The 25,990-nt window shown below is 56.6% G+C and carries 22 protein-coding genes and 1 tRNA gene; 11 read left to right on the top strand and 12 right to left on the bottom strand.

Annotated features, from left to right (window positions below; all coding sequences use genetic code 11):
- Positions 1-40 precede the first annotated feature (40 nt).
- Together ACR0BT_RS11115 and ACR0BT_RS11110 are read left to right on the top strand one after the other, a co-directional pair.
- Positions 41-628, top strand: a complete 588-nt coding sequence (locus ACR0BT_RS11115; RefSeq protein WP_480763140.1) for a uracil-DNA glycosylase family protein — start codon at positions 41-43, stop codon at positions 626-628.
- Positions 621-1,409, top strand: coding sequence for an SseB family protein (locus ACR0BT_RS11110; protein WP_170392307.1), 789 nt, complete (start codon positions 621-623; stop codon positions 1,407-1,409). Before ACR0BT_RS11115 ends, ACR0BT_RS11110 begins: the two co-directional genes overlap by 8 nt.
- Before the next feature lie 9 nt (positions 1,410-1,418).
- Here the strand turns inward: ACR0BT_RS11110 and yghU are convergent, their stop codons facing one another.
- Positions 1,419-2,294, bottom strand: a complete 876-nt coding sequence (gene yghU, locus ACR0BT_RS11105) for a glutathione-dependent disulfide-bond oxidoreductase (RefSeq protein WP_170420651.1) — start codon at positions 2,292-2,294, stop codon at positions 1,419-1,421.
- A gap of 243 nt (positions 2,295-2,537) precedes the next feature.
- Here yghU and ACR0BT_RS11100 point away from each other — a divergent pair, with 243 nt between their 5' ends.
- Positions 2,538-3,056, top strand: a complete 519-nt coding sequence (locus ACR0BT_RS11100) for a YHS domain-containing (seleno)protein (RefSeq protein WP_170420652.1) — start codon at positions 2,538-2,540, stop codon at positions 3,054-3,056.
- A 61-nt stretch (positions 3,057-3,117) separates the two neighbouring features.
- Here the strand turns inward: ACR0BT_RS11100 and ACR0BT_RS11095 are convergent, their stop codons facing one another.
- Both ACR0BT_RS11095 and metF read right to left on the bottom strand, forming a co-directional pair.
- Positions 3,118-3,780, bottom strand: a complete 663-nt coding sequence (locus tag ACR0BT_RS11095) for a J domain-containing protein (protein WP_170401705.1) — start codon at positions 3,778-3,780, stop codon at positions 3,118-3,120.
- 203 nt (positions 3,781-3,983) lie between these two features.
- The gene (gene metF / locus ACR0BT_RS11090; RefSeq protein ID WP_170661853.1) at positions 3,984-4,850 is read right to left on the bottom strand and encodes a methylenetetrahydrofolate reductase [NAD(P)H]; all 867 of its coding nucleotides are present in this window, start codon (positions 4,848-4,850) and stop codon (positions 3,984-3,986) included.
- 94 nt (positions 4,851-4,944) lie between these two features.
- Here metF and ACR0BT_RS11085 point away from each other — a divergent pair, with 94 nt between their 5' ends.
- Positions 4,945-5,850, top strand: a complete 906-nt coding sequence (locus ACR0BT_RS11085; protein WP_480763139.1) for a LysR family transcriptional regulator — start codon at positions 4,945-4,947, stop codon at positions 5,848-5,850.
- 71 nt (positions 5,851-5,921) lie between these two features.
- On the opposite strand, the gene ACR0BT_RS11080 is transcribed toward ACR0BT_RS11085, so the two are convergent.
- Positions 5,922-6,281, bottom strand: a complete 360-nt coding sequence (locus tag ACR0BT_RS11080; protein WP_170512468.1) for a hypothetical protein — start codon at positions 6,279-6,281, stop codon at positions 5,922-5,924.
- 215 nt (positions 6,282-6,496) lie between these two features.
- Here ACR0BT_RS11080 and ACR0BT_RS11075 point away from each other — a divergent pair, with 215 nt between their 5' ends.
- Complete coding sequence (locus ACR0BT_RS11075) at positions 6,497-7,282, top strand: inositol monophosphatase family protein (RefSeq protein WP_480763138.1); 786 nt, start codon at positions 6,497-6,499, stop codon at positions 7,280-7,282.
- A 59-nt stretch (positions 7,283-7,341) separates the two neighbouring features.
- Here the strand turns inward: ACR0BT_RS11075 and bhcD are convergent, their stop codons facing one another.
- The 4 genes from bhcD to bhcA all read right to left on the bottom strand — a co-directional run bounded on the left by bhcD (position 7,342) and on the right by bhcA (position 11,728).
- Positions 7,342-8,307 carry an iminosuccinate reductase BhcD gene (gene bhcD, locus ACR0BT_RS11070; RefSeq protein ID WP_480763137.1) on the bottom strand — a complete coding sequence of 322 codons (966 nt, stop codon included), beginning with the start codon at positions 8,305-8,307 and terminating at the stop codon, positions 7,342-7,344.
- Positions 8,308-8,379: 72 nt separating this feature from the next.
- Positions 8,380-9,543: a 3-hydroxy-D-aspartate aldolase BhcC gene (gene bhcC / locus ACR0BT_RS11065; RefSeq protein WP_480763136.1), complete on the bottom strand. Its 1,164-nt coding sequence runs from the start codon at positions 9,541-9,543 to the stop codon at positions 8,380-8,382.
- The gene (gene bhcB / locus ACR0BT_RS11060) at positions 9,540-10,526 is read right to left on the bottom strand and encodes a beta-hydroxyaspartate dehydratase BhcB (protein WP_480763135.1); all 987 of its coding nucleotides are present in this window, start codon (positions 10,524-10,526) and stop codon (positions 9,540-9,542) included. Before bhcB ends, bhcC begins: the two co-directional genes overlap by 4 nt.
- Positions 10,527-10,537: 11 nt before the next feature.
- Positions 10,538-11,728 carry an L-aspartate--glyoxylate aminotransferase BhcA gene (gene bhcA, locus ACR0BT_RS11055; RefSeq protein WP_170420666.1) on the bottom strand — a complete coding sequence of 397 codons (1,191 nt, stop codon included), beginning with the start codon at positions 11,726-11,728 and terminating at the stop codon, positions 10,538-10,540.
- Between the two features lie 203 nt (positions 11,729-11,931).
- On the opposite strand from bhcA, the gene ACR0BT_RS11050 reads away from it, so the two are divergent.
- A complete protein-coding gene (locus ACR0BT_RS11050) occupies positions 11,932-12,753 on the top strand; it encodes an IclR family transcriptional regulator (RefSeq protein ID WP_170420668.1) in 822 nt (273 codons plus the stop codon).
- 7 nt (positions 12,754-12,760) lie between these two features.
- Here ACR0BT_RS11050 and ACR0BT_RS11045 read toward each other — a convergent pair whose 3' ends face one another.
- On the bottom strand, positions 12,761-13,504 hold the full coding sequence (locus tag ACR0BT_RS11045; protein ID WP_170420670.1) for a rhomboid family intramembrane serine protease: 744 nt from the start codon (positions 13,502-13,504) through the stop codon (positions 12,761-12,763).
- Positions 13,505-13,546: 42 nt separating this feature from the next.
- The gene (gene putA / locus ACR0BT_RS11040; RefSeq protein WP_480763133.1) at positions 13,547-16,945 is read right to left on the bottom strand and encodes a bifunctional proline dehydrogenase/L-glutamate gamma-semialdehyde dehydrogenase PutA; all 3,399 of its coding nucleotides are present in this window, start codon (positions 16,943-16,945) and stop codon (positions 13,547-13,549) included.
- Between the two features lie 103 nt (positions 16,946-17,048).
- Between putA and ACR0BT_RS11035 the strand changes: the two genes are divergently transcribed.
- Both ACR0BT_RS11035 and ACR0BT_RS11030 read left to right on the top strand, forming a co-directional pair.
- Positions 17,049-17,525 carry an Lrp/AsnC family transcriptional regulator gene (locus ACR0BT_RS11035; RefSeq protein WP_170392279.1) on the top strand — a complete coding sequence of 159 codons (477 nt, stop codon included), beginning with the start codon at positions 17,049-17,051 and terminating at the stop codon, positions 17,523-17,525.
- Positions 17,526-17,565: 40 nt separating this feature from the next.
- Positions 17,566-18,126 carry a tetratricopeptide repeat protein gene (locus tag ACR0BT_RS11030; RefSeq protein ID WP_170401669.1) on the top strand — a complete coding sequence of 187 codons (561 nt, stop codon included), beginning with the start codon at positions 17,566-17,568 and terminating at the stop codon, positions 18,124-18,126.
- 61 nt (positions 18,127-18,187) lie between these two features.
- On the opposite strand, the gene ACR0BT_RS11025 is transcribed toward ACR0BT_RS11030, so the two are convergent.
- Both ACR0BT_RS11025 and ACR0BT_RS11020 read right to left on the bottom strand, forming a co-directional pair.
- Entirely contained in the window at positions 18,188-20,077 is a 1,890-nt protein-coding gene (locus ACR0BT_RS11025; protein WP_480763132.1) for a PhoX family protein, read from the bottom strand.
- A 142-nt stretch (positions 20,078-20,219) separates the two neighbouring features.
- The gene (locus ACR0BT_RS11020) at positions 20,220-21,752 is read right to left on the bottom strand and encodes a hypothetical protein (protein WP_170818802.1); all 1,533 of its coding nucleotides are present in this window, start codon (positions 21,750-21,752) and stop codon (positions 20,220-20,222) included.
- 135 nt (positions 21,753-21,887) lie between these two features.
- On the opposite strand from ACR0BT_RS11020, the gene ACR0BT_RS11015 reads away from it, so the two are divergent.
- The 3 genes from ACR0BT_RS11015 to ACR0BT_RS11005 all read left to right on the top strand — a co-directional run bounded on the left by ACR0BT_RS11015 (position 21,888) and on the right by ACR0BT_RS11005 (position 25,988).
- A tRNA-Gly gene (locus tag ACR0BT_RS11015) sits at positions 21,888-21,961 on the top strand.
- Positions 21,962-22,117: 156 nt separating this feature from the next.
- Positions 22,118-23,938, top strand: coding sequence for an ABC transporter transmembrane domain-containing protein (locus tag ACR0BT_RS11010; protein WP_170392269.1), 1,821 nt, complete (start codon positions 22,118-22,120; stop codon positions 23,936-23,938).
- A 160-nt stretch (positions 23,939-24,098) separates the two neighbouring features.
- Positions 24,099-25,988: an acyl-CoA synthetase gene (locus ACR0BT_RS11005; protein ID WP_480562409.1), complete on the top strand. Its 1,890-nt coding sequence runs from the start codon at positions 24,099-24,101 to the stop codon at positions 25,986-25,988.
- The last annotated feature ends 2 nt before the right edge of the window (positions 25,989-25,990 follow it).

Raw genomic sequence — 25,990 nt, 5'->3', positions numbered from 1 at the left:
CTATCTTCATCGATGAACATTGCAAAAGCCTGTTGATCCGATGAATTCGCTGATAGAGGACATCCAAGCCTGCCGTTTGTGTGCGGACAGGTTCGCGCAGACCGCGACTGCGCACCAGCCGCGCCCGGTGGTCTGGTTTCGCCCCGGTGCGCGCATTTTGATCGCAGGTCAGGCACCGGGCGCGCGCGTCCATGCTTCAGGGAAGCCTTTCACCGACCCTTCGGGTGACCGGCTGCGGGATTGGCTGGGACTGGATGAGAACGCATTTTATGACCGTTCGCGCGTATCCATCGTGCCGATGGCGTTTTGCTTCCCCGGATACAATGAGCGAAAGGCCGACCTGCCTCCGCCGCCGATATGCGGGCGCACCTGGCATGACAAAGTGATGGCTAAGTTGGGAGAAGTACCGTTGACGATCCTCGTCGGGGGTCATGCCCATAAATACCATCTTGGCGTAAAAACACCGGTTACCGAGACCGTCAGCCTTTGGCGAGACCATGCGCCGCGCGTCTTTGCCTTGCCTCACCCGTCCTGGCGCAATACGGCTTGGCTGAAGAAAAACCCCTGGTTCGAGGCCGAGCTGTTGCCGGTGCTACAGAAACGGGTGCACGAGGTTCTGAATGACTGAAGCCACAGCTTTGGATGCTGCACATGCCGCCATGCAGGCGGCCCCGGAAGACGACAACGCTCGACTACGCTTTTTTGAAAGACTGGCCGATAGCGAGCTCTTTCTGATGCTCACCGAAGAAGCGAAGGATGAAAGCATTTCGCCCGAGCTGTTCGATGTGGCGGATGGTCGTTTTGTTCTGGTGTTTGATCTTGAGGAACGACTGGCTGCATTTGCGGGTCGACCGGTCCCCTATGTCGCTCTGTCGGGTCGTGTTCTTTCAGGGATGTTGTCGGGGCAGGGGGTCGGGCTGGGTCTGAACCTTGATGTTGCACCGTCGTCGATGTTGATCCCCGCTGAAGCGCTCGGTTGGTTGTCTGACACGCTGCAGCATGGTCCTAAGGAGGTGCAGCAGCGACTTGCCGAATTCCATCCGCCCTCCGGTTTGCCTGATGTTCTGTTAACCGCGCTTGATGCAAAGCTGGCGACGGCTGCAGGTCTGGCTGCGGCGGCGTTTCTGGTTGGAACAAGGACCGAGGATGGGGGGCAGGGTCATTTGTTGGGTTTTGTTTCGGCGGTCGAAGGCGCGCAGCCAGCGCTTGCACGCGCCGTATCCGAGGCATTGACCTTTTCGGGGATCGAGGCCGGAGCGCTGGATGTTGGCTTTTTTGAAGTGCAGGATCCGGCTACTTCTGCCCTGGCAAAGGTTGGGCTGCGGTTCGATTTGCCCCAGCCTCAAGCGCCCCAAATGGAAAGGGCCGCGCCGGGCAGTGATCCCGAGCGGCCCCCGATATTGAAGTAGCGCAGGACGTTAGTCTGCCGCTTCCAGTTTATCCTGCGTGCGCGTCTCAAAATCGCTGGCGTCATGACGTTCGTGCAACTGCGTATGCGGCTCTCCAAACGCACGATTGACCATCCGGCCGCGCTGAACGGCGGGGCGAGCATCGATGGCTTTGGCCCACCGCATCACGTTTTCATAGCTTTCGACATCCAGGAATTCTGCCGCATCGTATAGACGGCCCAGAACAAGCTGCCCGTACCACGGCCAGATCGCCATGTCGGCGATCGTATAGTCCTGACCTGCAATATAAGGCTTATCGGCAAGTTCCAGTTCCAGCACATGCAACTGGCGTTTGGCCTCCATCGCGAAACGGTCGATCGGATATTGCCATTTCTCAGGCGCATAAGCGTAGAAGTGGCCAAAGCCACCGCCCAGATATGGCGCGCTGCCCATTTGCCAGAACAACCAGTTCATCACTTCTGTCCGCTCGGCACCGCTGGCGGGCAGAAACTCACCGAATTTCTCAGCGAGATGCAGCAAGATGGAGGCGCTCTCGAAAACGCGCACAGGTGTTTCACCTGAATGATCCCACAGCGCCGGTATCTTAGAGTTAGGATTGGCCCCGACAAAGCCCGAGCTGAACTGATCACCTTCACCGATGTTGATCAGCCACGCATTGTATTCGGCCCCGGAATGGCCCAATGCCAAAAGCTCCTCCAGCATGACTGTAACCTTGACGCCGTTTGGGGTGGCGAGCGAATACAGTTGAAGCGGGTGCTTCCCGACCGGAAGATCCTTATCGTGGGTCGCACCAGCTATGGGCCGGTTTATATTGGCAAAGCGTCCCCCGCTTTCGCTGTCCCAAGTCCAGACTTTTGGGGGTGTGTAAGTGGATTGTTCGCTCATCTTTTGCCTTTCTGCATCATTTGGCCAAAACGCCGCCGCCTTCACAGCTAATATTGCAAAACTCAAAGTCCAACCCCGGATGTGGCGAGATATTTGTAACATTGCACCTCGTTCACCTCACAAAACCCCTCTGGTTTTCACAGCGGCGCGAGGGGGTCTTCGCGCCGGGCCAAAATTACCTATTGTTTGACCAGACCCGCAGTTCGGGTGACCAGAAACCGTAAGGACATGAGGACCAATCACATGAAACGCTTTGCGCTGACCCTTGCCGCGACGATGGCTTTTGCCGTGCCCGCGTTCGCCGGAGAACAATATGTTGATGGCACCGGATTTGCCGTATCGGGATACGACGTTGTTGCTTACCGCAGCCTGGATCAGGTGCCCTTAGGCCAGTCGCAACCCGAGGCTGTTCGCGGTCGGGCCGACATCACCGCAGACTATAATGGTGTAACCTGGGCGTTTGCGACCGAAGAGAACCGTGACAAGTTTCTGGAAAACCCGGCCTTTTACGCACCGCAATATGATGGCCATTGTGCATACGGCGTGTCGAAAGGCGGCAAGGTTCCGGGCAACCCAAATCTGTGGCGTATTGTCGATGACAAGCTCTATCTGAACATCACTGATGTTGTTGTTGGTTTCTGGGAAGAGGATGTTCCGGCCAACATCGACCTGGCGGAAGGCAACTGGCCCGGAATCGAAGGGGATGCCGCTTCGACCAGCGTGATCCCGAAATTCACATCAGAAGGCCCGATTTCCAACTGATTCCGATTAATGAAAGAAAGCCCGGCCACTAAGGCCGGGCTTTTTTCGCTGGCGGGTTCTCTCACCCCGCCAACTCGAACATATCCCGCATGTGTTGATCCGCTTCGAACCGTATTGTTACACTCTTGGCACCGGGAAATTTCCTCTCGCGTATCGGGTCAGGAATGACAATCTCACCGGAGCCCGAGCCCTTGGACCGAAAGGTCAGAATCTCTGTTTCTGACTTGCGGTAGCCGGAAAGGACCGAGGTTGGCAATGCAACGCGGTTAGACCCTTCGCAGACTGACGATGCGACGAAGTAGGTAAGATCGCGCCCGAAGCATCCGATTGCATCAGGAACATGGTCCGAAGATTCGCGGGCGCTTTTGGCGGCGTCCGGTTCACCCAGTTCCGATAAATCCTTCAGCGCGCGTTCAGGTTTTAACAGATCGTGACAAGCTTTGATTTCATCTGCGGCCAGTTCGATTACGCGTTTCTTCAAACGAGGACGACGCGGTGTAGAAGAATCTAAACCGTTTTTGCGTGTCATCCCTTCTTTACGCAAAAAATCATAGGCTGATTTAGCATCCGAAAAACCGGAATAATCACCGTCGGTATGATCAGGATGATCGTGGAACGCGATTTTGCGCCAGGCTTCACGAATCTCGTTTGCGTTTGCATTTGGGGGCAGACCAAGAACCTGCAATGCTTCGGCCCGAGCCTGTACCTTGCTCACTGGCTTCATACTCAAAACACTCATTAAAACTACAACGGGGTCAGATTGCCATTGATCACATTTTTGTCAAATTTTTTCAGGAATTAGACTGAGGTAGGGCAACAGTTGACGGGTGCATATCGAGATTGTCGCCTGCGCAGCGGTTGTCGCAAATGAGCATGGCAGACGACTGCCACGCCCGGCGATACAGGGCAAACGCAAAAACTGTGGGATCAGGCGACGTTCTGCAATTCGGCCTGGGGTGTAATGCCCAGGGCAAAGCAGACATCCCGAGTAAGCTCAGGTCGGTTGAGCGTATAGAAATGCAGTTTGTCCACGCCGCCTTCTATCAGGTCCGAGCAGAGTTCGGTGCATAGCGCCGTCGCCAGAAGATCTTCGCGATCGTCCCGGATTGCTTTGTCAAATGCGTTCTCGATCCAGTCGGGAATGTGGGCGCCACAGCGTTTTGCAAAGTTACGCGCACCCTTCCAGTTCTCGATGGGAAGAATGCCCGGTACGATAGGCTTGTCGATCCCCGCTTTTTCGCAGGCATCGCGAAACCGGAAGAAGGTTTCAGCCTCGAAGAAGAATTGGGTCAACGCCTCGTCCGCGCCCGCATCCAGCTTGGCCTTTAACCAATCCACATCAGCGCGGGCATTGCTTGCTTCTGGATGTTTGTCCGGATAGGCGCCGACACGGATGCTGAACATCTCGGTCTCGGCCAGTGCAGAAATCAGTTCTACCGAGTTGGTGAAACCATCAGGGTGGGGGGCGAACCGGTCTTGACCTTTAGGGGGGTCGCCACGCAGGGCAACGATATCCTGAACGCCTGCGCGCGCGAATGTGTCTGCAATCTCAAGCGTCTCCTGACGCGAGGCATCGACACAAGTCAGATGCGCAGCAACAGGCAGCCCCGAGGATTTGTGCAAGGTTGCAACTGCATCACGCGTCAACTCACGTGTTGTACCACCAGCACCATAGGTCACCGATACAAACCGTGGGTTCAGCGGCGCCAAGGTCTGAACCGTATCCCAAAGGCGAAACGAGGCCTCCAGAGTCTGCGGCGGGAAGAACTCGAATGAAATCTCAGGCTTGGTCATAGTGGCCTCGTAGCTGTCATTTATGCCCTTGTGCCATCAGATGCATTGTGAGACAAACTCATATTGTTCAACAACAACATGAGTCACGTGAGTAATGCATATCGAATTTCGCCACTTACGGACGATCAAAGCCATCCACGAATGCGGTGGGCTTGCGCGTGCAGCTGATCAGCTAAACATCACGCAATCCGCACTAAGTCACCAGATCAAGGGGTTGGAAGATCAGGCCGGGGTCGAGCTGTTTTTACGTCGATCCAAGCCGATGAAGTTGTCGGCAGCTGGTTTGCGGCTGCTGCGGCTCGCTGAACAAATTCTGCCTCAGGTCGAGGCGATGCAGGATGAGTTTTCATCGCTGCGCGACGGTCGCACCGGTCGGATGCACATTGCGATCGAATGTCACGCTTGTTTCGAGTGGCTGTTTCCGGTGCTTGAAGCTTTCCGTAAATCCTGGTCAGACGTTGATGTGGATATCCGCCCGGGCCTTGCATTCGACGCGTTGCCCGCCTTGCAGAAGGAAGAGGTTGATCTGGTGGTGTCCTCTGACCCCGAAGATCTGCCGGGTGTCGAATTTGTCGAACTCTTTGACTACCAGGCCGTATTTGTCGCGGCGTCTTCGCATCCATTGGCTGAAAAGCCCTATATCGAAGCTGAAGATTTCCGAGGTCAGACACTGATTACCTACCCGGTCGAACGAACCCGTTTAGATGTTTTCAGTCAGTTGCTGATCCCGGCCCGGGTCGAGCCTGCCACCATCCGACAGGTTGAACTGACCGCTGTGATCTTGTTGTTGGTGGCTTCGAATAGGGGCATATCCGTTCTGCCCGATTGGGTGGTGCGCGAAGTGAAGTACAACTCTGAGTATGTAACACGTCCGCTGACCAAGCAGGGCGTTACCCGCGGACTATACGCTGCAGTGCGTTGCGACGACCTTGAAAAGCCCTTTGTACAAGAGTTGGTAGAACTCGCACGAGCCGAAGCACACAAGCTGCAGGCACAGTAGCCTGCAGCATGCATGGAATTAACTTGTTAAACCAAGCCAGAAAACTCTTCAACAACACGGCTTCAATTTTACTAGCAAGCTCCGTAGCACCGTCGAAAGACCTCCTTGTCAAGCGCGGTTACCACAACGCATACTCCGCTGGGTACAGGGCCAATAAAGCAAATCTTTAAACAAGCTTTCGCTACCGTCCCATCGGGAATCCAGCCCGGCACTTTGAAGCATTCCTCAATGTCCACAATTGGAATTTTCAGACAAACTTTTCCATCTTCGACGGTTACCGAAATACAGACTTCACCTACAACGAGCGGAGAAGCACCAAGCACTGCGTCCTTTGATGAACGCGCTGCTATGTTTTGTTCATCAAAATTGGCGCGCCCAGTTTCGATAAGTTGGTCAATTTCTCTTTGGGGAAACTCGTGATACGTAGCCATATGAGATCTCCTTAGAATTGCATCACAGTGATTTGTGCGAGTTCAATGTGCGGGCTGGCAGACGGACCAGAGCGATTCGACCTCCAGCGCGGATCAACAATTGCCTAACGACGAATAGCTGTCAGTGTCCAATTTCACATTGAACATCATTCCTCTTGGCAAGGGCGCGTTGCCCCAGTATACGCGCGGCTTGACCGGACAGGAGCCTATGGAAAATGGTTGGCAGTGCAAATCTCAACATCATGATCAAGGCCGCGCGTAAGGCGGGGCGTTCTCTGGTCAAGGATTTTCGTGAAGTCGAGAACCTGCAGGTGTCGATGAAAGGTGCGGGCGACTTTGTGTCGAAGGCCGATATCGCGGCCGAAGCCATCCTGAAAGAGGAATTGCTGGGTGCCCGTCCGACCTATGGTTGGCTGGCCGAAGAGGGCGGCGCGATTGACGGCGAAGACCCGACTCGTCGCTGGGTCGTCGACCCGCTGGATGGGACAACCAACTTCCTGCACGGGCTGCCGCACTGGGCCGTTTCAATCGCGTTGGAACATAAGGGCAAGATCGTTTCGGGTGTGATCTATGACCCTGCCAAGGATGAGATGTTCTTTGCTGAAAAAGGCGAAGGTGCGTGGATGAACGACATGCGCATCCGTGTGTCGGGCCGCCATCGCATGATCGAGTCGATCTTCGCGACAGGTCTGCCATTCGGTGGCCGTTCGGATCTGCCTGCGACCTTGCAGGACCTCGCCCGTCTGATGCCTGCCTGTGCTGGTGTTCGTCGCTGGGGTGCTGCCGCGCTGGACATGGCCTATGTGGCCGCCGGTCGTTACGAAGGCTTTTGGGAGCGTCGCCTGAACGCCTGGGATCTGGCCGCAGGCATCATCATCGTGAAAGAGGCGGGCGGCTTTGTTCAGGCGCTGAACCCCGAAGGCAGCGTGCTTGAGGATGGCGAAGTGATCTGCGCCAATGAGCCGATCTTTGACAATTTCGCAAAGGTAATTCGGGGCTGATATTCAACCCCGGTCATTTGATCATGGAACGCGCGTCCGGTCCGGGCGCGCGTTTTGGTTTAGAAGTCGACCTCGATCGCGATCCCTTGCTGGACCGCCAGATCAACTGCCGCGCTGGCAACCGCAAGATCTTGCAGCCCCACGCCAGTACCGTCGAACACGGTCACCTCAGCCTCGGACACACGCCCGGGATGGGTCCCGTTAATGACCTCTCCGATCTGCCGGATATCGCCTTCGGCTTTGGTTCCGGCAGCCACGGCATGCTGGCTTTCACCCAATGTCACGGCCTGCGCGACCTCGTCGGTAAAGATGCTTGCGCGCGCGATCAGGTCTGCGGCGACCTCTTGTTTGCCGACGGTATCGGTGCCCATACATGCGATGTGTGTGCCGTCGGAGACGTGCTCGGACATCAGTGTTGGCGCGAAGGAGGAGGTGATGGTGACAATCACGTCCGCCTTCACCATGCCGGGCAGATCCACAGCCTCAAAAGGCAGCCCCGCTTCAGCCGCGACCTTTTCGAGATTGGGCAGCATTTCTGGATGCAAGTTCCAGCCTATGACTTTCTCAAAGTTTCGCTGTTCCAATGCCGCGCGCAATTGGAATGTCGCCTGATGCCCGGCGCCAACCATTCCGATCACCTTGGCATCCTTGCGTGCCAAATGGTTGATCGAAACCGACGAAGCTGCAGCCGTGCGCAGCGCGGTCAGCAGGTTGCCCCCAACGATGGCCCGAACGCGACCCGTATCTGGATCAAACAAAAACACGGTGGATTGGTGATTGATCAGCCCGTGCGTTTCCAGATTGTTTGGCCAATAACCGCCTGCTTTCAGGCCAAGGTTCATGCCCGTGCGATCAAACCCGCCCTTGAACCCATAGAGCGCATCCGCATGACCTATGGCCTCGCGCACGACCGGGAAATTGTAGGCATCCCCAGCCGCCATCGCGGCAAACACCTGCTCAACCGCAGTATAGCTTTCCTGTCGGCCTAACAGAGCGCCGATTTCCTTTTCAGGAACGATGATCATCGCGTTTGTCTTTCTTTTTGATGGCATTAGTAAGGGCGGTGCTAAACGTCCGCCCTTGCATTCATCTGTAATTCAATAGGCCTTGCCACGGGCAGAGACCGGCCAAAGCGCTTCAACCTTGCCGCCGCGCACACCCACGTACCAGTCATGAACGTTGCAGGTCGGGTCACAGTGGCCGGGCACCAGCCGCAGCTTGTCGTTAACCTTCAACACCCCATCCGGGTCACCAATCACGCCGTGTTCGTCCGAACACTTTAGGTATTCCACATCGTCCCGCCCAAAGATGAAGGGCAGGCCGCTATCGACGGATTGCGCCTTCAGGCCCGCATCGCAGATTGCCTTGTCCGCTTTGGCGTGGCTCATAACGCTGGTCAGAATGAACAAGGCGTTTTCCCATTCACCCTGATCGATCCGTTGACCGTCCTTGTCCAGAATCCGACCGTAATCGGCATCCATGAAGGCATAAGAGCCGCACTGCAGCTCGTTATAAACGCCCGAGTTGCTTTCGAAATAATAAGACCCCGTACCGCCGCCCGAAACCAGCTCGCAGTCGATCCCTTCAGCCTTCAATCCGTCGACGGCATCCTTGACCATGGCGATTGCGGTATCCAGTTTTTCTTTGCGTGCCTCATACGTATCCAGATGCTGCATCGCGCCTTGATAGGCCTGAATGCCGGTAAATTTCAGGTTAGGGGCGGCCTCAACCGCCTTGGCGATTTCGATCACGGCGGGGGTCGTGGTGACACCACAGCGGCCCGCGCCGCAGTCGATCTCGACAAAAACCTCCAATTCAGTGCCATGCTTAGCGGCAGCAGCAGACAGGTCAGCGACGTTGTCCACATCGTCGACGCAAACGATTGTGCGTGCGCCAAGCTTCGGCAGGCGCGCCAGACGGTCAATCTTGGCCGGGTCCCGCACTTGATTCGAGACCAGAATGTCTTTGATGCCTCCACGCGCAAACACCTCGGCCTCGGAAACCTTTTGGCAGCAGACGCCGACTGCGCCGCCCAGTTGTTCCTGCAGTTTCGCGACGTCTACGGATTTGTGCATCTTGCCATGCACCCGGTGCCGCATCCCATGCGCCTTGGCATAGTCGCCCATCTTCTTGATGTTACGCTCCAGCGCTTCCAGATCAAGGATCAGGCAAGGCGTCTGGATTTCGGATTCATCCATGCCAATCGCGGCAGGGATGTCATAGCCAACTTCGAATTGATCACTGTTCATCGGTTTGTTCATCCTGTTTCTCCTTGCCCTTTCAGCCAGGGCAGCTTGTCCAGATCCACGTTGCCGCCGGTGATGATGACGCCGACGCGCTTGCCCCGGAACGTGTCGGGGTTCTTGAGAATGGTGGCCAGAGGAACGGCCGAAGACGGCTCCATCACCACGCGCAAGTATTTCCAGGTGAGTTTCATTGCGTCGATGATCTCTTGCTCGGACGCGGTGAAGATGTCGGTCACATTGTTCGACACAAAGTGCCATGTGTTTTCCTTGAGCGGGACCAACAGCCCGTCTGCCACCGTTTTGGGGGCATCGTCCGCGATGATATGACCCGCCTTGAAGGACCGATAAGCATCGTCCGCCTGCTCAGGCTCAGCCGCATAGATCGCGGTGTCCGGTGCCAGATTCGAGACCGTTAGACAGGTGCCCGAGACCATCCCGCCACCGCCGATTGGCGCGATCACTGCATCCAGGCCATCGGTCTGTTCCAGTAGCTCAGCCGAACATGTGGCCTGACCAGTGATAACACGAGGGTCGTTGTACGGGTGCACGAACTCTCCGCCTGTTCGGGCCTGCACCTCGGCAAACGTTGCCTCGCGGGAAGAGGTGGATGGCTCACATTCAGTGATCGTACCACCAAAGCGTCGTACCGCGTCTTTCTTGGCCTGCGGCGCGGTGCGCGGCATCACCACATTGCATGGAATGCCCCGGCGACCAGCCGCATATGACAGCGACAGGGCGTGGTTCCCGCTTGAGTGGGTGCAAACACCCTTGGTCGCCATTTCATCGCTTAGGCCGAAGACCGCATTACTGGCACCGCGCACTTTGAATGCGCCTGCTTCCTGAAAGTTCTCGCATTTGAAGAACAGCTGTGCGCCGGTCAATTCATTCAGATAGTCCGAGGTCATTACCGGTGTGCGTCGGATGTGCGGCCCGATCCTTTCGTGCGCAGCCTGCACGTCAGCATAGGTCAGTTCGGCGACGGGGATTTGATCCAACATGACTGCCCTCCCTAAGCTGCGGCTTTTGCGTGGCTGGTTGAACTGGCGCGATAGAATTCCTGCGCCGCAGCAACCCCGCTGCCAAGCTTCACCGGGTAGTTCAGATCGGCCATGGCCATCTCGACCGTGGCCAGCCCCGACAGGACCATAACATCGGTCAGGCTGCCCAAGTGGCCAATACGGAACGCTTTGCCATTCAACTCACCCAGACCAATGCCGAAGGATACCCCATAGGTGTTGAAGGCATGGTCAGTCAGTTCGTTGCTGTCGAAACCCTCGGGCACAAAAATGGCGCTGACGGTATCCGAGTAGAGGTCAGGAGATTGTGCGACCAACTTCAGGCCCCAGGCCGCAGTCGCGTGGCGCACACCTTCGGCAAGGCGAGTGTGGCGGGCATAGACATTGTCCAACCCTTCCTCGAACAACATCTTAAGGCTTTCGCGCATGCCGTAGATCAGCTGCAGCGGCGGAGTATAGGGAAAGCCGCCAGACGCATTTGCCGACATCATATCACGGAAATCAAAGAAGGTGCGTGGCAGTTGCGCAGTCTCTATCGACGCCAGTGCCTTGGGGCTAACGCATAGGATTGCCATGCCGGTGGCCAGCATGAACCCCTTTTGCGACCCCGAGACTGCAATATCCACGTCCCACCGGTCAAACTCGAACGGCATTGAGGCCAAAGAGCTCACGCAATCCACAAACATCATGGCCGGGTGATGTGCCGCATCCATCGCATCGCGCACAGCGCTGATATCGGAACGCACACCTGTCGCGGTTTCGTTATGCGTCACCAATACGGCCTTAATTTCATGCGCTTTATCCGCGGACAGGATGGCCTCGAACCTGTCGGCTGGCGCGCCTGTTCCCCATGGACATTCAACAATCTGAACGTCCAACCCGTGTCTTTCGCACAGATCGATCCAGCGATGGCTGAAGACGCCGTAGCGGGCGACAAGAACCTTGTCACCGGGGCTGAGCGTATTTGTAATCGCTGCCTCCCAACCGCCCGTTCCGCTGGCTGGAAAAGTGATTATCTGGCCTTCGGTGGTGCCAAAGACCTGTTTTGTATCCTCCAGTACCGGGGCGAAGGTTTCAACGAAATCCGGGGCGCGATGGTCTTGCGTCTGAACCTGCATGGCAAGGCGCAATCGATCAGGAATGTTGGTTGGGCCTGGGATAAAGACCGGGTTTTGATGCGACATAACTCAATCCTCTGCTTTGGACCCAAGTGTCGCTTGAACGGTTGTGTGTTGCAATTTTCTTGAAAAATATTTTCATTTTATCCGTTAAATTGATAAGGTGCTGAAACGGATAGGAATTCAGTTTATCAAAATGATCTCGGAGAATTCCGGGCCAGAAAAATTGGTTCGGGTTTTCGGGGGAAAGTCCGAAAGCCAGGTGAGAAATGGAAACGCAAAAGCGACCGCGCGGCAGACCCAAATCGCTGTTTAAAGAAAGTTCGGCCGGGACCATGCAATCATTGGATCGGGCGCTGGGCGTACTGACCACTGTTGCCCGGCTAGAGCGCGTCGGGCTAAGCGATCTTGCCCGCGAGGTTGATGTTCCGACAGCCACCACGCATCGCATTCTGGTGACACTGCAAAAACACGGGTTCGTATCTTTTGATGAGGAACGGCAGGAATGGCTGGTCGGAATCGAAGCCTATCGGACCGGTGCGTCTTTTCTGCGGCGCAAGAGCGTTCTGGAAATCGGCAGGCCGATCCTGCGGCGTCTGATGCAAGACAGCGGTGAGACCGCAAATCTGGCCGTACCCGATGGAGCAGAGGTGGTCTTTGTCGGGCAGGTCGAAACTCAGAACCCCATCCGGGCCTTCTTTCCACCCGGTGCGCGGACGCCCATGTATGCGTCCGGTACAGGAAAGGCTATTCTCGCTGCGTTGAGCGAAGAGAGTTTAGGCAAAGTTCTGGGCCGGATTGATCCGGTTGCTTTCACTGAAAATACGCAGTTGCCCGCTTCAGGCCTGTATACAGATCTGGCTGAAACTCGTACCCGAGGTTGGTCTTACGATCACGAAGAACGGTATGAAGGTATGTCTTGCATTGGTGCGGCCATCTTCAATGACAGGGCTGAGCCTTGCGCCGGTATCTCGGTATCCGGACCCACCGTAAGGTTCAGCCGAGAACGCGCGCCCGAGTTGGGCGATCTGGTCATGCGCGCGGCGCAAGAGATCACCCACCTGAGCGGCGGTAGGCTACCCAAGAGCTGACGCTTGATTATTTGCGCGGCACTCTGGGGATGCGTGATTGCGAGAGTTTGTACTTGTGTTCCGGATGCGGTGGATGGCCGTGGGTGCGGTTCCAGAACCCAGTCCCTCCGCGCCTGAGCCATAGGGGGATGCACAGGATCAAACCAACAAAGAACCCTCCGGTATGCGCCCAATAGGCAACGCCACCTTCATCGGGATTGCTGGAGAGGCTGCCAAGGAATTGCAGGCCCAGCCAGACACCCAGCATGATAAAGGCCGGGATGGTAAAGATCCGGATATAGACGATCAGAATCAACAGGATATCTACGCGCGCTTTTGGGAAAAGCAGAAGATAGCCGCCCATGACACCGGCTATCGCTCCGGACGCGCCAATTGTTGGCACCACCGAATCCGGTGCCGAAAAGACGTGAATCAACCCTGCTCCGATTCCTGCCAGCAGATAGAACACGAGAAACAGCACATGCCCCATTTCGTCTTCGAGGTTGTCGCCGAATATCCACAGGAACAGCATGTTTCCCGCCAGATGCATCCAGCCCCCATGCAGGAACATTGACGTCACGAGTGTCTCGAATCCATAGCCGTCAGTTATCCGGGCAGGAATGACTGCGTAGTCAACATAAAGCTGATTGATCAGCCGCGCATCCTCCATGACACCCACATAGCTGAGGAAGATCAGGATGTTCGCAGCCATAAGGGCATAAACAACAAACGGAGTACGCCCCGAAGGGTTATGGTCTCGGATCGGAAACATGGCGCGACGCTGGGCTTTTCGCCGCCCAGCGTCAAGGTCCGGTTATGCCGCACCTCCCAGAAGGGCGGCGTTGCCTCCGGCGGCGGTGGTGTCGACACAGACATGGCGTTCCCCCAGTACCCGCGCACGGTCGGGCTGCCCGGGGATCAGCGGGATGATCGGGCCATCGCGCCGGGCCAAATGCTGCTCGATCTGGCGGGCAGTGTCGTCGTCGCCCCACCACAGAACACCCGAGAAACCGGTCAGGTTTTCAAGCCGGTGCAGATCCAGCATGCCCGTCATACGGATCGCTGTACCACCCAACGATTTGACCGCATCCGCCTGAGCTTTGGCGGCCTCGGCCCCCGGACCCATGCACAAAAGCGGGGAGCGGGAATATTCGGTCAGGCGGTTTGATTCGCCGGTGGGACCGGGCAGAGATTGGGTGCTGGGCGTTGCAGGTTGCCCTTCGGGCGCACCTGGTTCAGCCGAACTGTCCCAGCGTCCCAAAGCATTCTGCCGATCAGGCGCGCAGAACCGTGCCATATAGTTCGGGCCGCCCGCCTTGGGGCCGGTGCCGGACAGACCTTCGCCGCCGAAGGGTTGCGAACCGACGATCGCGCCGATCTGGTTGCGGTTGACGTAGATATTACCGGCATGGATCGCCTCGGTCACATGCTGCACCCGGTCGTCGATACGCGTGTGCAGGCCGAAGGTCAGGCCGTAGCCCGTGGCATTGATATCCGCGATGACCTTGTCGATCTCTTGTGCCTTGAACCGGGCGACGTGCAGCACCGGGCCGAACACCTCGCGCTCTAGCGCCGAGATGCCGGGTATTTCGATCAGTGCCGGTGCGATGAATGTACCCTCGGGAGGCGTTGTCATCTCTTTCAGCACCCGTCCTTCGGCACGAGCGCGAGCCACGTGGTCCGCGATGGTTTGCCGGGCTTGCGCGTCAATGACCGGACCACAATCGGTCGAGATCAGCCAGGGATCATCCACCTGCAAAGCGTCCATCGCCCCTTGCAGCATGGTCAGAACGTCATCGGCAATTTCCTCTTGCAGATAGAGGCAGCGCAGGGCCGAGCATCGCTGGCCTGCCGATTGGAACGCGCTTTCGATAATCGACTGCACGGCTTGTTCCGGCAACGCGGTGCTGTCTACGATCATCGCGTTCAGGCCGCCGGTCTCGGCGATCAATGGCGTGCCCGGACGCATATGCTGTGCCATGGCGGATCGGATTTTCAACGCGGTCGCGGTCGAGCCGGTAAAGGCCACGCCCGAGACGCGTTCATCCGACGTCAACGCCGCGCCCACTTTCGGCCCACCCGGAAGCAGTTGCAGCGCATCGCGTGGAACACCTGCTTCGTGCATCAGCTGAACTGCGCGATGGGCGATCAGTGGCGTTTGCGGGGCAGGTGCCGCCAGCACGGCATTGCCAGTGGCCAACGCAGCCGATATCTGCCCGGTGAAGATCGCCAGAGGGAAGTTCCACGGGCTGATGCAGGTGAATATTCCGGCGGGTTTGGCGGCAGGAATATTGGCGGCGTAGTAGCGCAGGAAATCAACCGCTTCGCGCAGCTCGGCAACTGCATCGGGCACAGATTTTCCGGCTTCGCGGGCGAGCAGGGCAAACAGCTCTCCAAAATGCGCTTCGTAGAGATCGGCTGCTTTATTTAGAATGTCAGCGCGCTTCTCGGCTGAGGCCTGCCATGGGCAAGCGCTGGCCAACGCCAGTTCCACGTCTTCGGGGCTGGCCGCAGCAACCGAACCGGGGCGATCCTGCGGTTGCGCAGGATTGATCACGGGAGTGTCTGCCAAAGGCTGTGCATCATCCGACAATAAGGGTCGGGCGTACCAATGATGGGCGCGGAAGGCGTCGCGTGCGATGTCAATCTGGTCCAGCGTCGGCGTATGGTGCAGATCAAAGCCTTTCGAGTTTGGGCGTTCCGGTGCGAACAACTCAGGCCCGGTTGGCAGCGGTTTGCCAGGTGTTTGAACGGCCACGAACGGATCTGCGGCAACGGTTTCTGGGGCGACTTCCTCATCAACGATCTGATTGACGAACGAGGAATTTGCCCCGTTTTCCAGAAGGCGACGTACCAGATAGGCCAACAGATCCCGATGCGCGCCGACCGGAGCATAGATACGGCAGCGCGAGGTCCGCTTGTTGCGCACGATCTGATGCAGGGTCTCACCCATCCCGTGCAGGCGCTGGAATTCGAATGGCTGGCCGTCCGCCATATGTAGGATGGCGCTGACCGTATGGGCGTTATGCGTGGCAAATTGCGGATAGATACGGTCGGTCATTCCCAGCAGTTTGCGGGCGTTGGCGATATAGGACACATCCGTCGCCGCCTTATCGGTGAAGACCGGAAAACCATCGACGCCCTCGACTTGCGCGCGCTTGATCTCGGTATCCCAATAAGCGCCCTTTACCAGCCGCACCATCAGCTTGCGGTCGTGCCGCTGGGCCATCTCATAGAGCGTATCCAGTACCAACCCGGCGCGTGGGCCGTAGGCTTGCACGACGATGCCGAACCCGTCCCAACCGGCCAGTGCAGGCTCTGCCATAACTTCTTCGATCACCTGCAGCGAGAGCGACAGGCGATCTGCCTCTTCCGCGTCAACGTTCAGCCCCATGCCCGCTGCCTTGGCCAGCAAAGCCAGCGCGCGCAGCCGGGGCACCAGTTCGTCCATCACCCGTTGTTCCTGTGCCAGCTCATAACGGGGGTGCAGGGCCGACAGCTTGACCGAGATGCCTGGATTTTCGCGAATGTCTTTATGGGTGCAGGCCTCGGCAATAGCGGCGATCGCGCGCGAGTAAGACAGGTGATAGCGGGCAGCATCGGCCTCGGTCCGTGCCGCCTCGCCCAGCATGTCGTACGAATAGGTATAGCCCTTATCTTCCATGCCTTTGGCGCGCTTCATGGCGGATTGAATGGTTTCGCCCAAAACGAACTGACGCCCCATTTCTTTCATCGCACGACCAACGGCGGTGCGGATCACCGGTTCACCCAGCCGTTTGATGGCCCCGCGCAGCGCGCCGACGGGCGAGGATTTGTCTTCGTCCAGGACCCGGCCTGTCAGCATCAACGCCCATGTCGACGCGTTCACCAGTGACGAGGATGATTGTCCCAGATGCTTTCCCCAGTCTGACGGGGCGATCTTGTCTTCGATCAGTGCGTCAATGGTATCCGCATCTGGCACACGCAACAGCGCCTCGGCCAAACACATAAGCGCAACGCCTTCATCTGTGGATAGGCCGTATTCAGCCAGAAACACTTCCATCATGCCAGGCGACGTGCTTGAGCGGATGTCGCGCACCAGCTGTGCTGCAGCCTCACAAATGGCCGTTCGGTCGGCCTCTGACAGCTTGGCCTGAGAGATCAGCGCGTCCAGTACAGTGGACTGGTCGGCATAAGTCTGAGTGTCGATTTTGGTGCGTAGGCTGTGTGACATGTGTACTCCGGGGCTTTTGCCTAATATAACCGCCTATAGTCAGGAGAATGGACCGAATTTCCTCGAATTCTGGTCGAATTGACTGAAATATAGGAGCCTGATTATGCAAAACGACTTGTCCAGCCTTGATCGCTTTGACCGTGCGATCCTTACGGCATTAGCTGAAGATGGCCGCATCTCAGTGACGGACCTTGCGCGCAGGATCGGCTTGTCAAAATCGCCGACACAGGCGCGGCTCAAACGGCTTGAGGCTGACGGGATCATCACAGGCTATCGCGCCATGTTGGACCCGATCCGTCTGGGCCTTGATCATGTGGCCTTTGTCGAGGTGCGTCTCACAGATACTCGTGAAAAAGCACTGGCCGAGTTCAATTCAGCGGTGCGCAGAGTTGCTGAGATTGAACAGGCTCATATGATCGCGTCCAACTTTGACTATCTGCTTAAAATCCGGACCCGATCGATGACGGAATACCGCACGGTGCTAGCCGAGAAAATCTCATCCCTGCCGCATGTTGCCAACACCTCCACCTTCGTTGCGATGGAGGCGGTGAAAGAAACCGGGTTGCTGGCTCCGCTATAAAGCAGTTGACCTAAACGCCTGATGGATCAGGTTAGAGAGGATGAAAAACGTACTTATCGTTGCCATACTCGCTGGTTCTGCCGCTCAGGCTTCTGCAGATTGCCCGGTTGCGCCGGATCATATTTCTGGCGTCGACGCCCTGATTGCGCAAGCCCAAACCGCGTCGTCTGAGCGCGAGGCGCGGGGCATTTCGGGACGGATGTGGCAACTCTGGACCGATGCGCCGGACGCCCGATCTCAAACCCTGTTGGATCGCGGGATGTCTCTGCGCGAGTCTTGGGATTTGACCGGTGCGCTGGCCGAGTTTGACGCTCTGGTCGCTTATTGCCCGGATTATGCCGAGGGGTACAATCAGCGGGCATTCGTCAACTATTTGCAGCAGGATTACGGTGCGGCCCTGATCGATCTGGATCGAGCCATTGAGCTGTCCCCGAACCATGTAGCGGCGCTTAGCGGGCGGGCATTATCGCTGTTGGGTCTCAAGCGGCTGGACGAAGCGCGTACGGCGCTGAACCATGCACTCGAACTGAACCCGTGGCTTTCAGAACGTGCCTTGCTTGCGCCGGGCGGGCTGCTTGATCCACCGGGTGAGGATATTTGAATTGAGACGAAAAAGCGCCCCGGAACCGAAGTTCAGGGGCGCTTTTGATGCAAGGGCTTGATTAGCCGACCAGCCCGTTGTCGGTGCGTTTGATCGCAATCACCGACGAACGCGGCGTACCGCCATCGGGCCAATTGCTGCCCGGATGCTGGATGCCAACAAACATGGTGCGCAGGTCGGTCGACCAGGCCAGACCGGTGACTTCACAGCCATTCGGGCCGGTCATGAAGCGCACAATCTCCCCGGTCACGGGATCGCCAACTAGCATCTGGTTATTGCCGTTTCCTGCGAATTCTTCCTCGTTGTCATCATTCCCGTCTGTCTGAATCCAGACCAGACCGGTCGAATCGATGGCCATGCCGTCGGGTGAGTTGAACAGGTTGCCTTCGTTCACATTTGCCGATCCGCCACGGTTATCCGAATGAACAGTTGGGTTTCCGGCCATGACATAGAGATCCCAATCAAAGCCAGTGGCCGCGTGATCTTCATCCGCTGGACGCCAGCGCACGATCTGGCCGTATTTGTTGGCCTCGCGCGGGTTAGGGCCGTTGACTGCAGTGTCATCACCCCCAGCATTTGGCTTAACTCCACGGTTCTTGTTGTTGGTCAGGCAGCAATATGCCTCGACCGCAACAGGGCTTGAGGCCACCCATTCCGGGCGGTCCATTGTGGTGCCGCCCGCAGCCGATGCGGCCATACGGGTAAAGATCAGAATTTCGGCCGCGTCCATGCCGGTTGTTTCCGGCGTCAGCGGCAGCCATTCGCCGCTCATGTCGTCATTGAACTTGGCGACATATAGCGTGCCGTCATTCAACAAGCCCTGAGTGTCGACACCGGGCGCATAGGCCGCGTTCGAGACGAACCTGTAAAGATACTCGCCACGTTCATCGTCGCCCATATAGACCACGACACGACCGTCCGCAGCCAGCGCGACCTCAGCATTTTCATGCTTGAAGCGACCAAGGCCGGTGTGCTTGACCGGAGTGCTGTCGGGTTTGGTCGGGTCGATTTCAACGATCCAGCCTGCGCGGTGCGGCTCATTGGGGTTTTTCGAGGTGTCGAAGCGGGGATCAAACAGCTCGTAGCCATTCCAGCTTTCGGCCTTGATGCCGTAGCGTTTCATGCCGTCTGCGACCTTCTGGTCATAGCTGGCGTTTTCGTCAGAGGAACCAAAGTAGCCGTTGAAATTTTCTTCGCAGGTCAGGTAGGTGCCCCACGGTGTCTTGCCGGAACCACAGTTGTTCATGGTGCCCAGCGACGCGGTTCCTGTCGGATCGGCTTCGGTCTTCAGTAGGTCATGACCAGCGGCGGGGCCGACGATCTTCATCGGAGTGTTGTGGTGTATCCGGCGGTTGAAGGGGCTGTCCTTAACGACCGCCCAGCCCGCAGGGCCTTCCTTGATCTCCATTACGGTCACGCCCTGGATGTTCTGCAACTTCAGAACGTCATCGGCACTGGTTGGAACACCTTCCTGCGCGGCAGGCAGGTTGATCTTGCGGTTCGGGTGCTCGTGGTTGATCGCAATCAGCTCGTGACCCCGGAACGAGAATGTCTCCATCCCATCCGTATTCTCGCCAAAAACCTTGTCCGAGTTTTCAACCTTACCGCCATCGGTCAAATCGTATCCATCGGCCTCGGAAAACAGCGGATCGCCCCAGCGCATTAGCATCTTCCACTCATAACCTTCCGGAACGTGGACTGTCCCATCGGTCTGAGCGGGAATCGGCGTGAAGGCAAAGCGTTGCGCATCGACCGCCTGTGCTGAAGTTGAGCCCAACAAACCAGCGCCCATCGCCGCAGCGCCCGACCCAAATGCCACAACTCCTGACAGGAAACCCCGTCGCGAGATAGCGCTTTCAACCACGCGGTCGAAGTCGTGTTCATCCGGGCGGGGGAAGTGCAACTCATCCCAATCGTCGGCGGAAAGGGTGGTGAGATCGACGTCTGTCATGGATAGCTCCTGGCTGTCTGAATTGGGTTTTGGTGAACAGCGTATATTCACGTAACATGACAGTTTGTTTTCAAACCGCAGGTTGAGTTATTCTCCATTTCGAAAACATCAGTTCAAAACAGGTAGTTTTCAATTGCTCCGCTCAATTTGGGTTGGCTGAGAACACTTGATATCCGCCCTCGTTGGCGAAAATAAGATTGATATCCCAGCCCGCAGTCTTGAAACTGTCTTCGATACGTCGCCAAAACGGTCGATCCAGAACAATGATGTAATCAATCTTACGTTCCCGCCCCAACACATCAAATGCTCGCCATCGTTCTTTACCATTCGAGGGGGCAGTGAATTCCTCGTGAAATTTGATCGCGGAAGGCGACTTCAAGCCGACAAGATCAACGAACCGAATGTTTTGATTCGAGACTGTTGAGGCGATCTTCCAGGGTATAAAGCCTGCGTCGTGAACACCTACTACAGAATTCGACGGTAAATTCTCAGTCATCCATTCCGCTGTAATAAGACGCTCTTCGCTACCCGATTTCCATTGTATGGTGTAGACTGGCCAACTGCTTGTCGCAAAAGCGTATACCGACAGGAGGGCACCGATCACAAAGACCGGGGCCGAAGAAACTTGACGCGCCGTCAGGACCGCTGTCCAAGATGCAATTGCAATTGGTAGCAACGGATACAGGTAGCGGAAATCGTTGTGATACAGAGCACCCGGTAGTTTCAGAGCTGATGAGAGCACAAAAATTCCGAAAAAAGCTAAGGCAACCCAGCCTCCCCTAAGGAATGGTGCGAAGACCAAGCCCGAGAAAACCACAAGCAGATTGGTCTCGACCACGGCGCGCAGAGCGACCATCAGTCGACTAGAGAAAACTTCACCTTTCTCTGCAAAAAAAGCCTCTTTCGCGCCGGCGGTATCAGGCCAAACACTGCCTAGAATCAGAACGCTCACAAGTGCCAAGATTATGTAGGCGGATGCGGAAATGAAAAAAATCTTGACGCAGTACGCGTAGTTGATCGGCTTCACGACGATGATAGAAATGAACAAGAGAGCAGAAAGAACGTAAAACTCCGGTCTGATAAAAGGCATTATGCCAATCAATATCGATAGCGCGACGTGGCGATTGGTTTGGCGTAGAAAAAAGGCCCAAGTGATGGCTGCCATTGCCATACCAGTCTCTAGGCCATTCATAAGGTGGAGCCACGCGAATCCTAATAAGAGACCCGCAATCGACCCAGATGCTGCAACAATCCGAGAGCCTGACACGGAACACAGTAACAACCATAACCCAATCATATATGCGCCGGCGCTTAGAACGCTCAAGGCCAAGCTGGCCTCTGGTGTAGTGGTGAATTGCGATAAAAAGGCCAGCACGAGAAAATGAACCAAGCTACTTGCGCCGGTCGGACCATCATTGCCGTAAAGATCTGAGCGCCCCGAAAGAAACAGATCCACGTTTCCGATTGTTATATAGGCATCATCCAAAGGCATCCATACGGGCGACTGCTGCGAGAGTGTCAACACGATCAGGCAAGTGAACACTAAGGCTGGGATAAGCACACATAGTGTTTTTCTCCAGTGTGAGTTAGATGCCGGAATCAAGTTACTTCCCTTGCGTTTGGTGGTGACCCAGATCTGTTTTCCATCGCTAATTAACGACCATTGAATTGCCACGACTTCCCTTTTTGCCGCCCATCTGAAAATTTCTTGAAGATCGTGTCATTGATGTCGTGCGCCGTATCTGAGGCTGAAAACACAACTTCGCGCTTGACGATGGTTGGTACATAAAATAATCAGCGCAAGCACTGAGCGGGTATAGCTTAATGGTAAAGCCCCTGCCTTCCAAGCAGGCTATGTCGGTTCGATTCCGTCTACCCGCTCCAACTCAGCCCCTCCATCTCTAACATTCCGGTCGAATGCGTCAAAAGGCCCGGATCGTGCCCCGAATTGCGCCCAAAGCTTGACCCCATTGTCCCACGCCGCCATGAAACGTTGATTGACGCCTGATAAAGGCTGCGACCAGAATACAAGGGCCAGATATGGCAAGAACACGCTCCGCCAATCCAGCAAATGCACAAGCGCCCGGCGCCTACGATGAACGGGCTAGGTCCAAAAAAATTGGCGTGCTGCGGTCATTGTGGCCGTTTATGAAGCCCTATCGACTGCTGATGATCGGCGCGACACTGGCGTTGATCCTGACGGCCAGCATGACGCTGACATTGCCCTTGGCTGTGCGGCGTGTGGTCGACAATTTCCGCATCGAAGATGGTGATTTGCTTGAATGGTACTTTCTGGCCGCCCTCGGTATAGCCGGGATTCTCGCCGTGGGTACGGGTATTCGCTATGCTTTGGTGACCCGGTTGGGTGAACGTGTGGTGGCCGATATCCGAAAGGCGGTTTTTGACCGCGTGATCGGGATGAGCCCCGAGTTTTACGAGCGCATCATGACCGGCGAAGTTCTGAGCCGTATCACCACCGACACAACGCTGATCCAGTCGGTGCTGGGATCGTCTGTGTCCATCGCGCTCCGCAATCTTTTGATGTTCGTCGGCGGACTGGTGCTGATGCTGCTGACATCGGCTAAGCTGACTGGGATGGTGTTGCTACTGATTCCGCTGGTGGTTGTGCCAATATTGGTACTGGGCCGCAGGTTACGGGTGATCAGCCGGGAAAATCAGGACTGGATTGCGGCGTCCTCTGGAAATGCCGGCGAGGCGTTGGGTGCGGTGCAAACCGTGCAGGCTTTTACTCACGAGGACGCCAGCAGGACGCAGTTCGGAGAGATGACAGAAACTTCGTACGAAGTTTCTCTGCGTCGGATCCAGACCCGTGCGATTCTGACCGTCATTGTGATCTTTCTCGTCTTCTCGGGCATCGTTGGCGTGCTGTGGATGGGTGCGAATGATGTGCGTAACGGGGTTATGACCGAGGGCGTGTTGATCCAGTTTGTGATCTATTCGATCATCATGGCGGGTTCAGTCGCGGCGTTGTCCGAAATCTGGAGCGAGTTGCAGCGCGCTGCAGGTGCGACGGAGCGTTTGGTCGAGCTGCTGAACGCTGAGGATACCGTCAATGATCCGTCGCAGGCCAAGGATTTGCCTGTACCCGTACGCGGAGAGATACGTTTTGACGATGTGACATTCCACTATCCCGCGCGCCCGGACGTCGTTGCGCTGGATCACTTGTCACTTCAAATCAAACCCGGGGAGACAGTGGCCTTTGTCGGCCCGTCTGGTGCGGGCAAGACAACAGTCATCCAGATGATTCAGCGGTTCTATGATCCCGATGCGGGACAGGTCAGTCTTGATGGGCTCGACCTGCGCGAGTTGAACCGTGACGACTTCCGTCAGCACATCGCGCTGGTCCCGCAAGACCCCGTGATCTTTGCCGCTTCGGCGCGCGAGAATATCCGCTTTGGCCGTCTGGACGCCTCAGATGCCGAAGTCGAGTCCGCCGCCCGAGCCGCCGCCGCGCATGAGTTCATCTCGGCTTTGCCCGAAGGGTATGACAGCTTTGTGGGCGAACGGGGCGTAATGCTGTCGGGTGGTCAGAAGCAACGTATCGCCATCGCACGTGCCATCCTGCGCGACGCACCGGTGCTGCTGCTGGACGAGGCGACCTCGGCTTTGGACGCAGAAAGCGAACGTGCGGTGCAGGGTGCGGTTGATAACATGAGGGCAGGGCGCACCACTCTGATCGTGGCGCACCGTCTGGCGACCGTTAAGAAGGCAGACCGGATTGTCGTGCTGGAAGCCGGGCGCATTGTGGCGCAGGGTACCCATAACGATCTGGTGGCGCAGGACGGTTTGTATGCCCGCCTCGCACGCTTGCAGTTCACCGACGGGGTGGCTGCAGAATAAAGTGACGCTCCGGCACATCTCGTTTCGCCGTAGCGTCATTCTACATATTCCCGGACCTGATCGCTAAGCCCTTGCTTGCGCATGGTGTGTTTTGCTTCCATCTTGGAGGTGACAAACAAGCCTGTGCGCGACACGGGAGACAGATCAGGGGAGGAGCCACATGGCCTTTGTGGGATTGGAAGACAAGGCGCGCATCGAGCAGGAGATGGCGTGGGAAGATCGGGACGTACCCGTCACCTTCCATCAACTGTTGTCGCGGACGGCGGGCAAGTTCCCGAACCATAAAGCGATCAGCTTTCAGTTGTTGTCCGGCCCGAGCGACAAGGCCGAGACGCTGACATGGTCCGAGCTGCTGGGCAAAGTCAATCAGGCCGCCAACCTATTCCGTTCCCTTGGCATCGGAGAAAACGATGTGGTGGCCTATGTGCTGCCCAACTGCAACGAGACGCTGGTCACCATGATGGGCGGTGCGGTGGCCGGGATCGTGAACCCGATCAACCCGTTGCTGGAGCCAGAGCAGATCGCGGCGATCCTGCGTGAGACCAAGGCCAAGGTTGTCGTCACCCTGAAATCCTTTCCCAAAACCGATGTGGCCCAAAAGGTTGAAGAGGCTGTGCGTCACGCTCCGGGTGTCAACACGATCCTTGAGATCGACCTGAATCGCTATCTGACGCCGCCCAAATCCTGGCTTGTACCGTTCTTGCGCCCAAAGATGGGTGATAAAGAAAAGCTGGCCCATGCGGATTACAAGAACTTCCTTGATGAGCTGAACAAGCAGCCTAAAACGCTGAACTTTGAGGATAGCCAGGAAGATCGGGTGGCGTGCTACTTCCACACGGGCGGCACTACGGGCATGCCGAAAGTAGCGCAGCACAAATACTCGGGCCTTATCTACAATGGCTGGTTGGGCAACACGCTGCTCTTTGACGAAAACGACGTCATCATGTGCCCTCTGCCGATGTTCCATGTCTTTGCGGTGCATGTCATCGTGATGGCGGCGGTGTCGTCTGGTGCACATGTGGTATTCCCGACGCCTGCCGGGTATCGCGGTGATGGCGTATTCGACAATTTCTGGAAACTGATCGAACGCTGGAAGGTTTCGTTCATCATCACAGTGCCGACAGCGATTTCAGCCAAAATGCAGCGACCTGTGGATGCGGATATATCCAGCGTTAAAACAGCATTTTCGGGATCAGCTCCGTTGCCGGTCGAACTGTTCCGTCGGTTTGAAGAAGCGACTGGCGTTACTATCGTCGAGGGCTACGGCCTGACCGAGGCCACTTGTCTGGTGTCATGCAACCCCGTGGATGGGGAAAAGAAGATCGGCTCGATCGGCATCCCATTCCCCTATACGGACGTCAAAATCCTGCAGGACGGGCCGGATGGACCAACCGAGTGCGGCGTAGATCAGATCGGTGAAATTTGCATCTCGAACCCCGGCGTATACGCGGGAAATACTTATACCGAGACCGACAAGAATACGAACCTCTATCATTTCGATAAATACCTGCGCACGGGCGATCTGGGACGGTTTGATGAGGACGGCTATCTGTGGATCACCGGTCGCGCGAAGGATCTGATCATTCGGGGCGGACACAATATCGACCCTGCAGAAATCGAAGAGGCCTTGCTGGGCCATGACGCGGTCGCCTTCGCTGGGGCTATCGGTCAGCCCGATGCGCATTCGGGTGAGGTGCCTTGCGCCTTTGTTGAACTGGTCGAGGGGGCCTCAGTCACTGAACAGGAGCTGATGGACTATTGCAAGGTCCACGTCCACGAACGCGCGGCACAGCCCAAGCACATGACCATTCTGGATGAATTGCCGAAAACCGCCGTTGGCAAGGTTTTCAAACCCGAACTGCGCAAGCAAGCCATCACTCGCATCTACAACGGTGCATTGGACGCCGCAGGCATTGAAGCGCGGGTCGTTTCGGTAATCGACGACAAGAAGAGGGGTCTTGTCGCGCAGCTTGACGCGAATGGGTCTTCCGAAGACGATGTCTCAAAAGTACTGGGTTCGTTTACCCGGCCATGGGAGTGGTCTGAATAATT

It is taken from the genome of Ruegeria sp. CJ6 (assembly GCF_056536665.1).
Note: the sequence above shows the minus strand (reverse complement) of the source record. Positions and strands in the feature narration are given on the sequence as shown.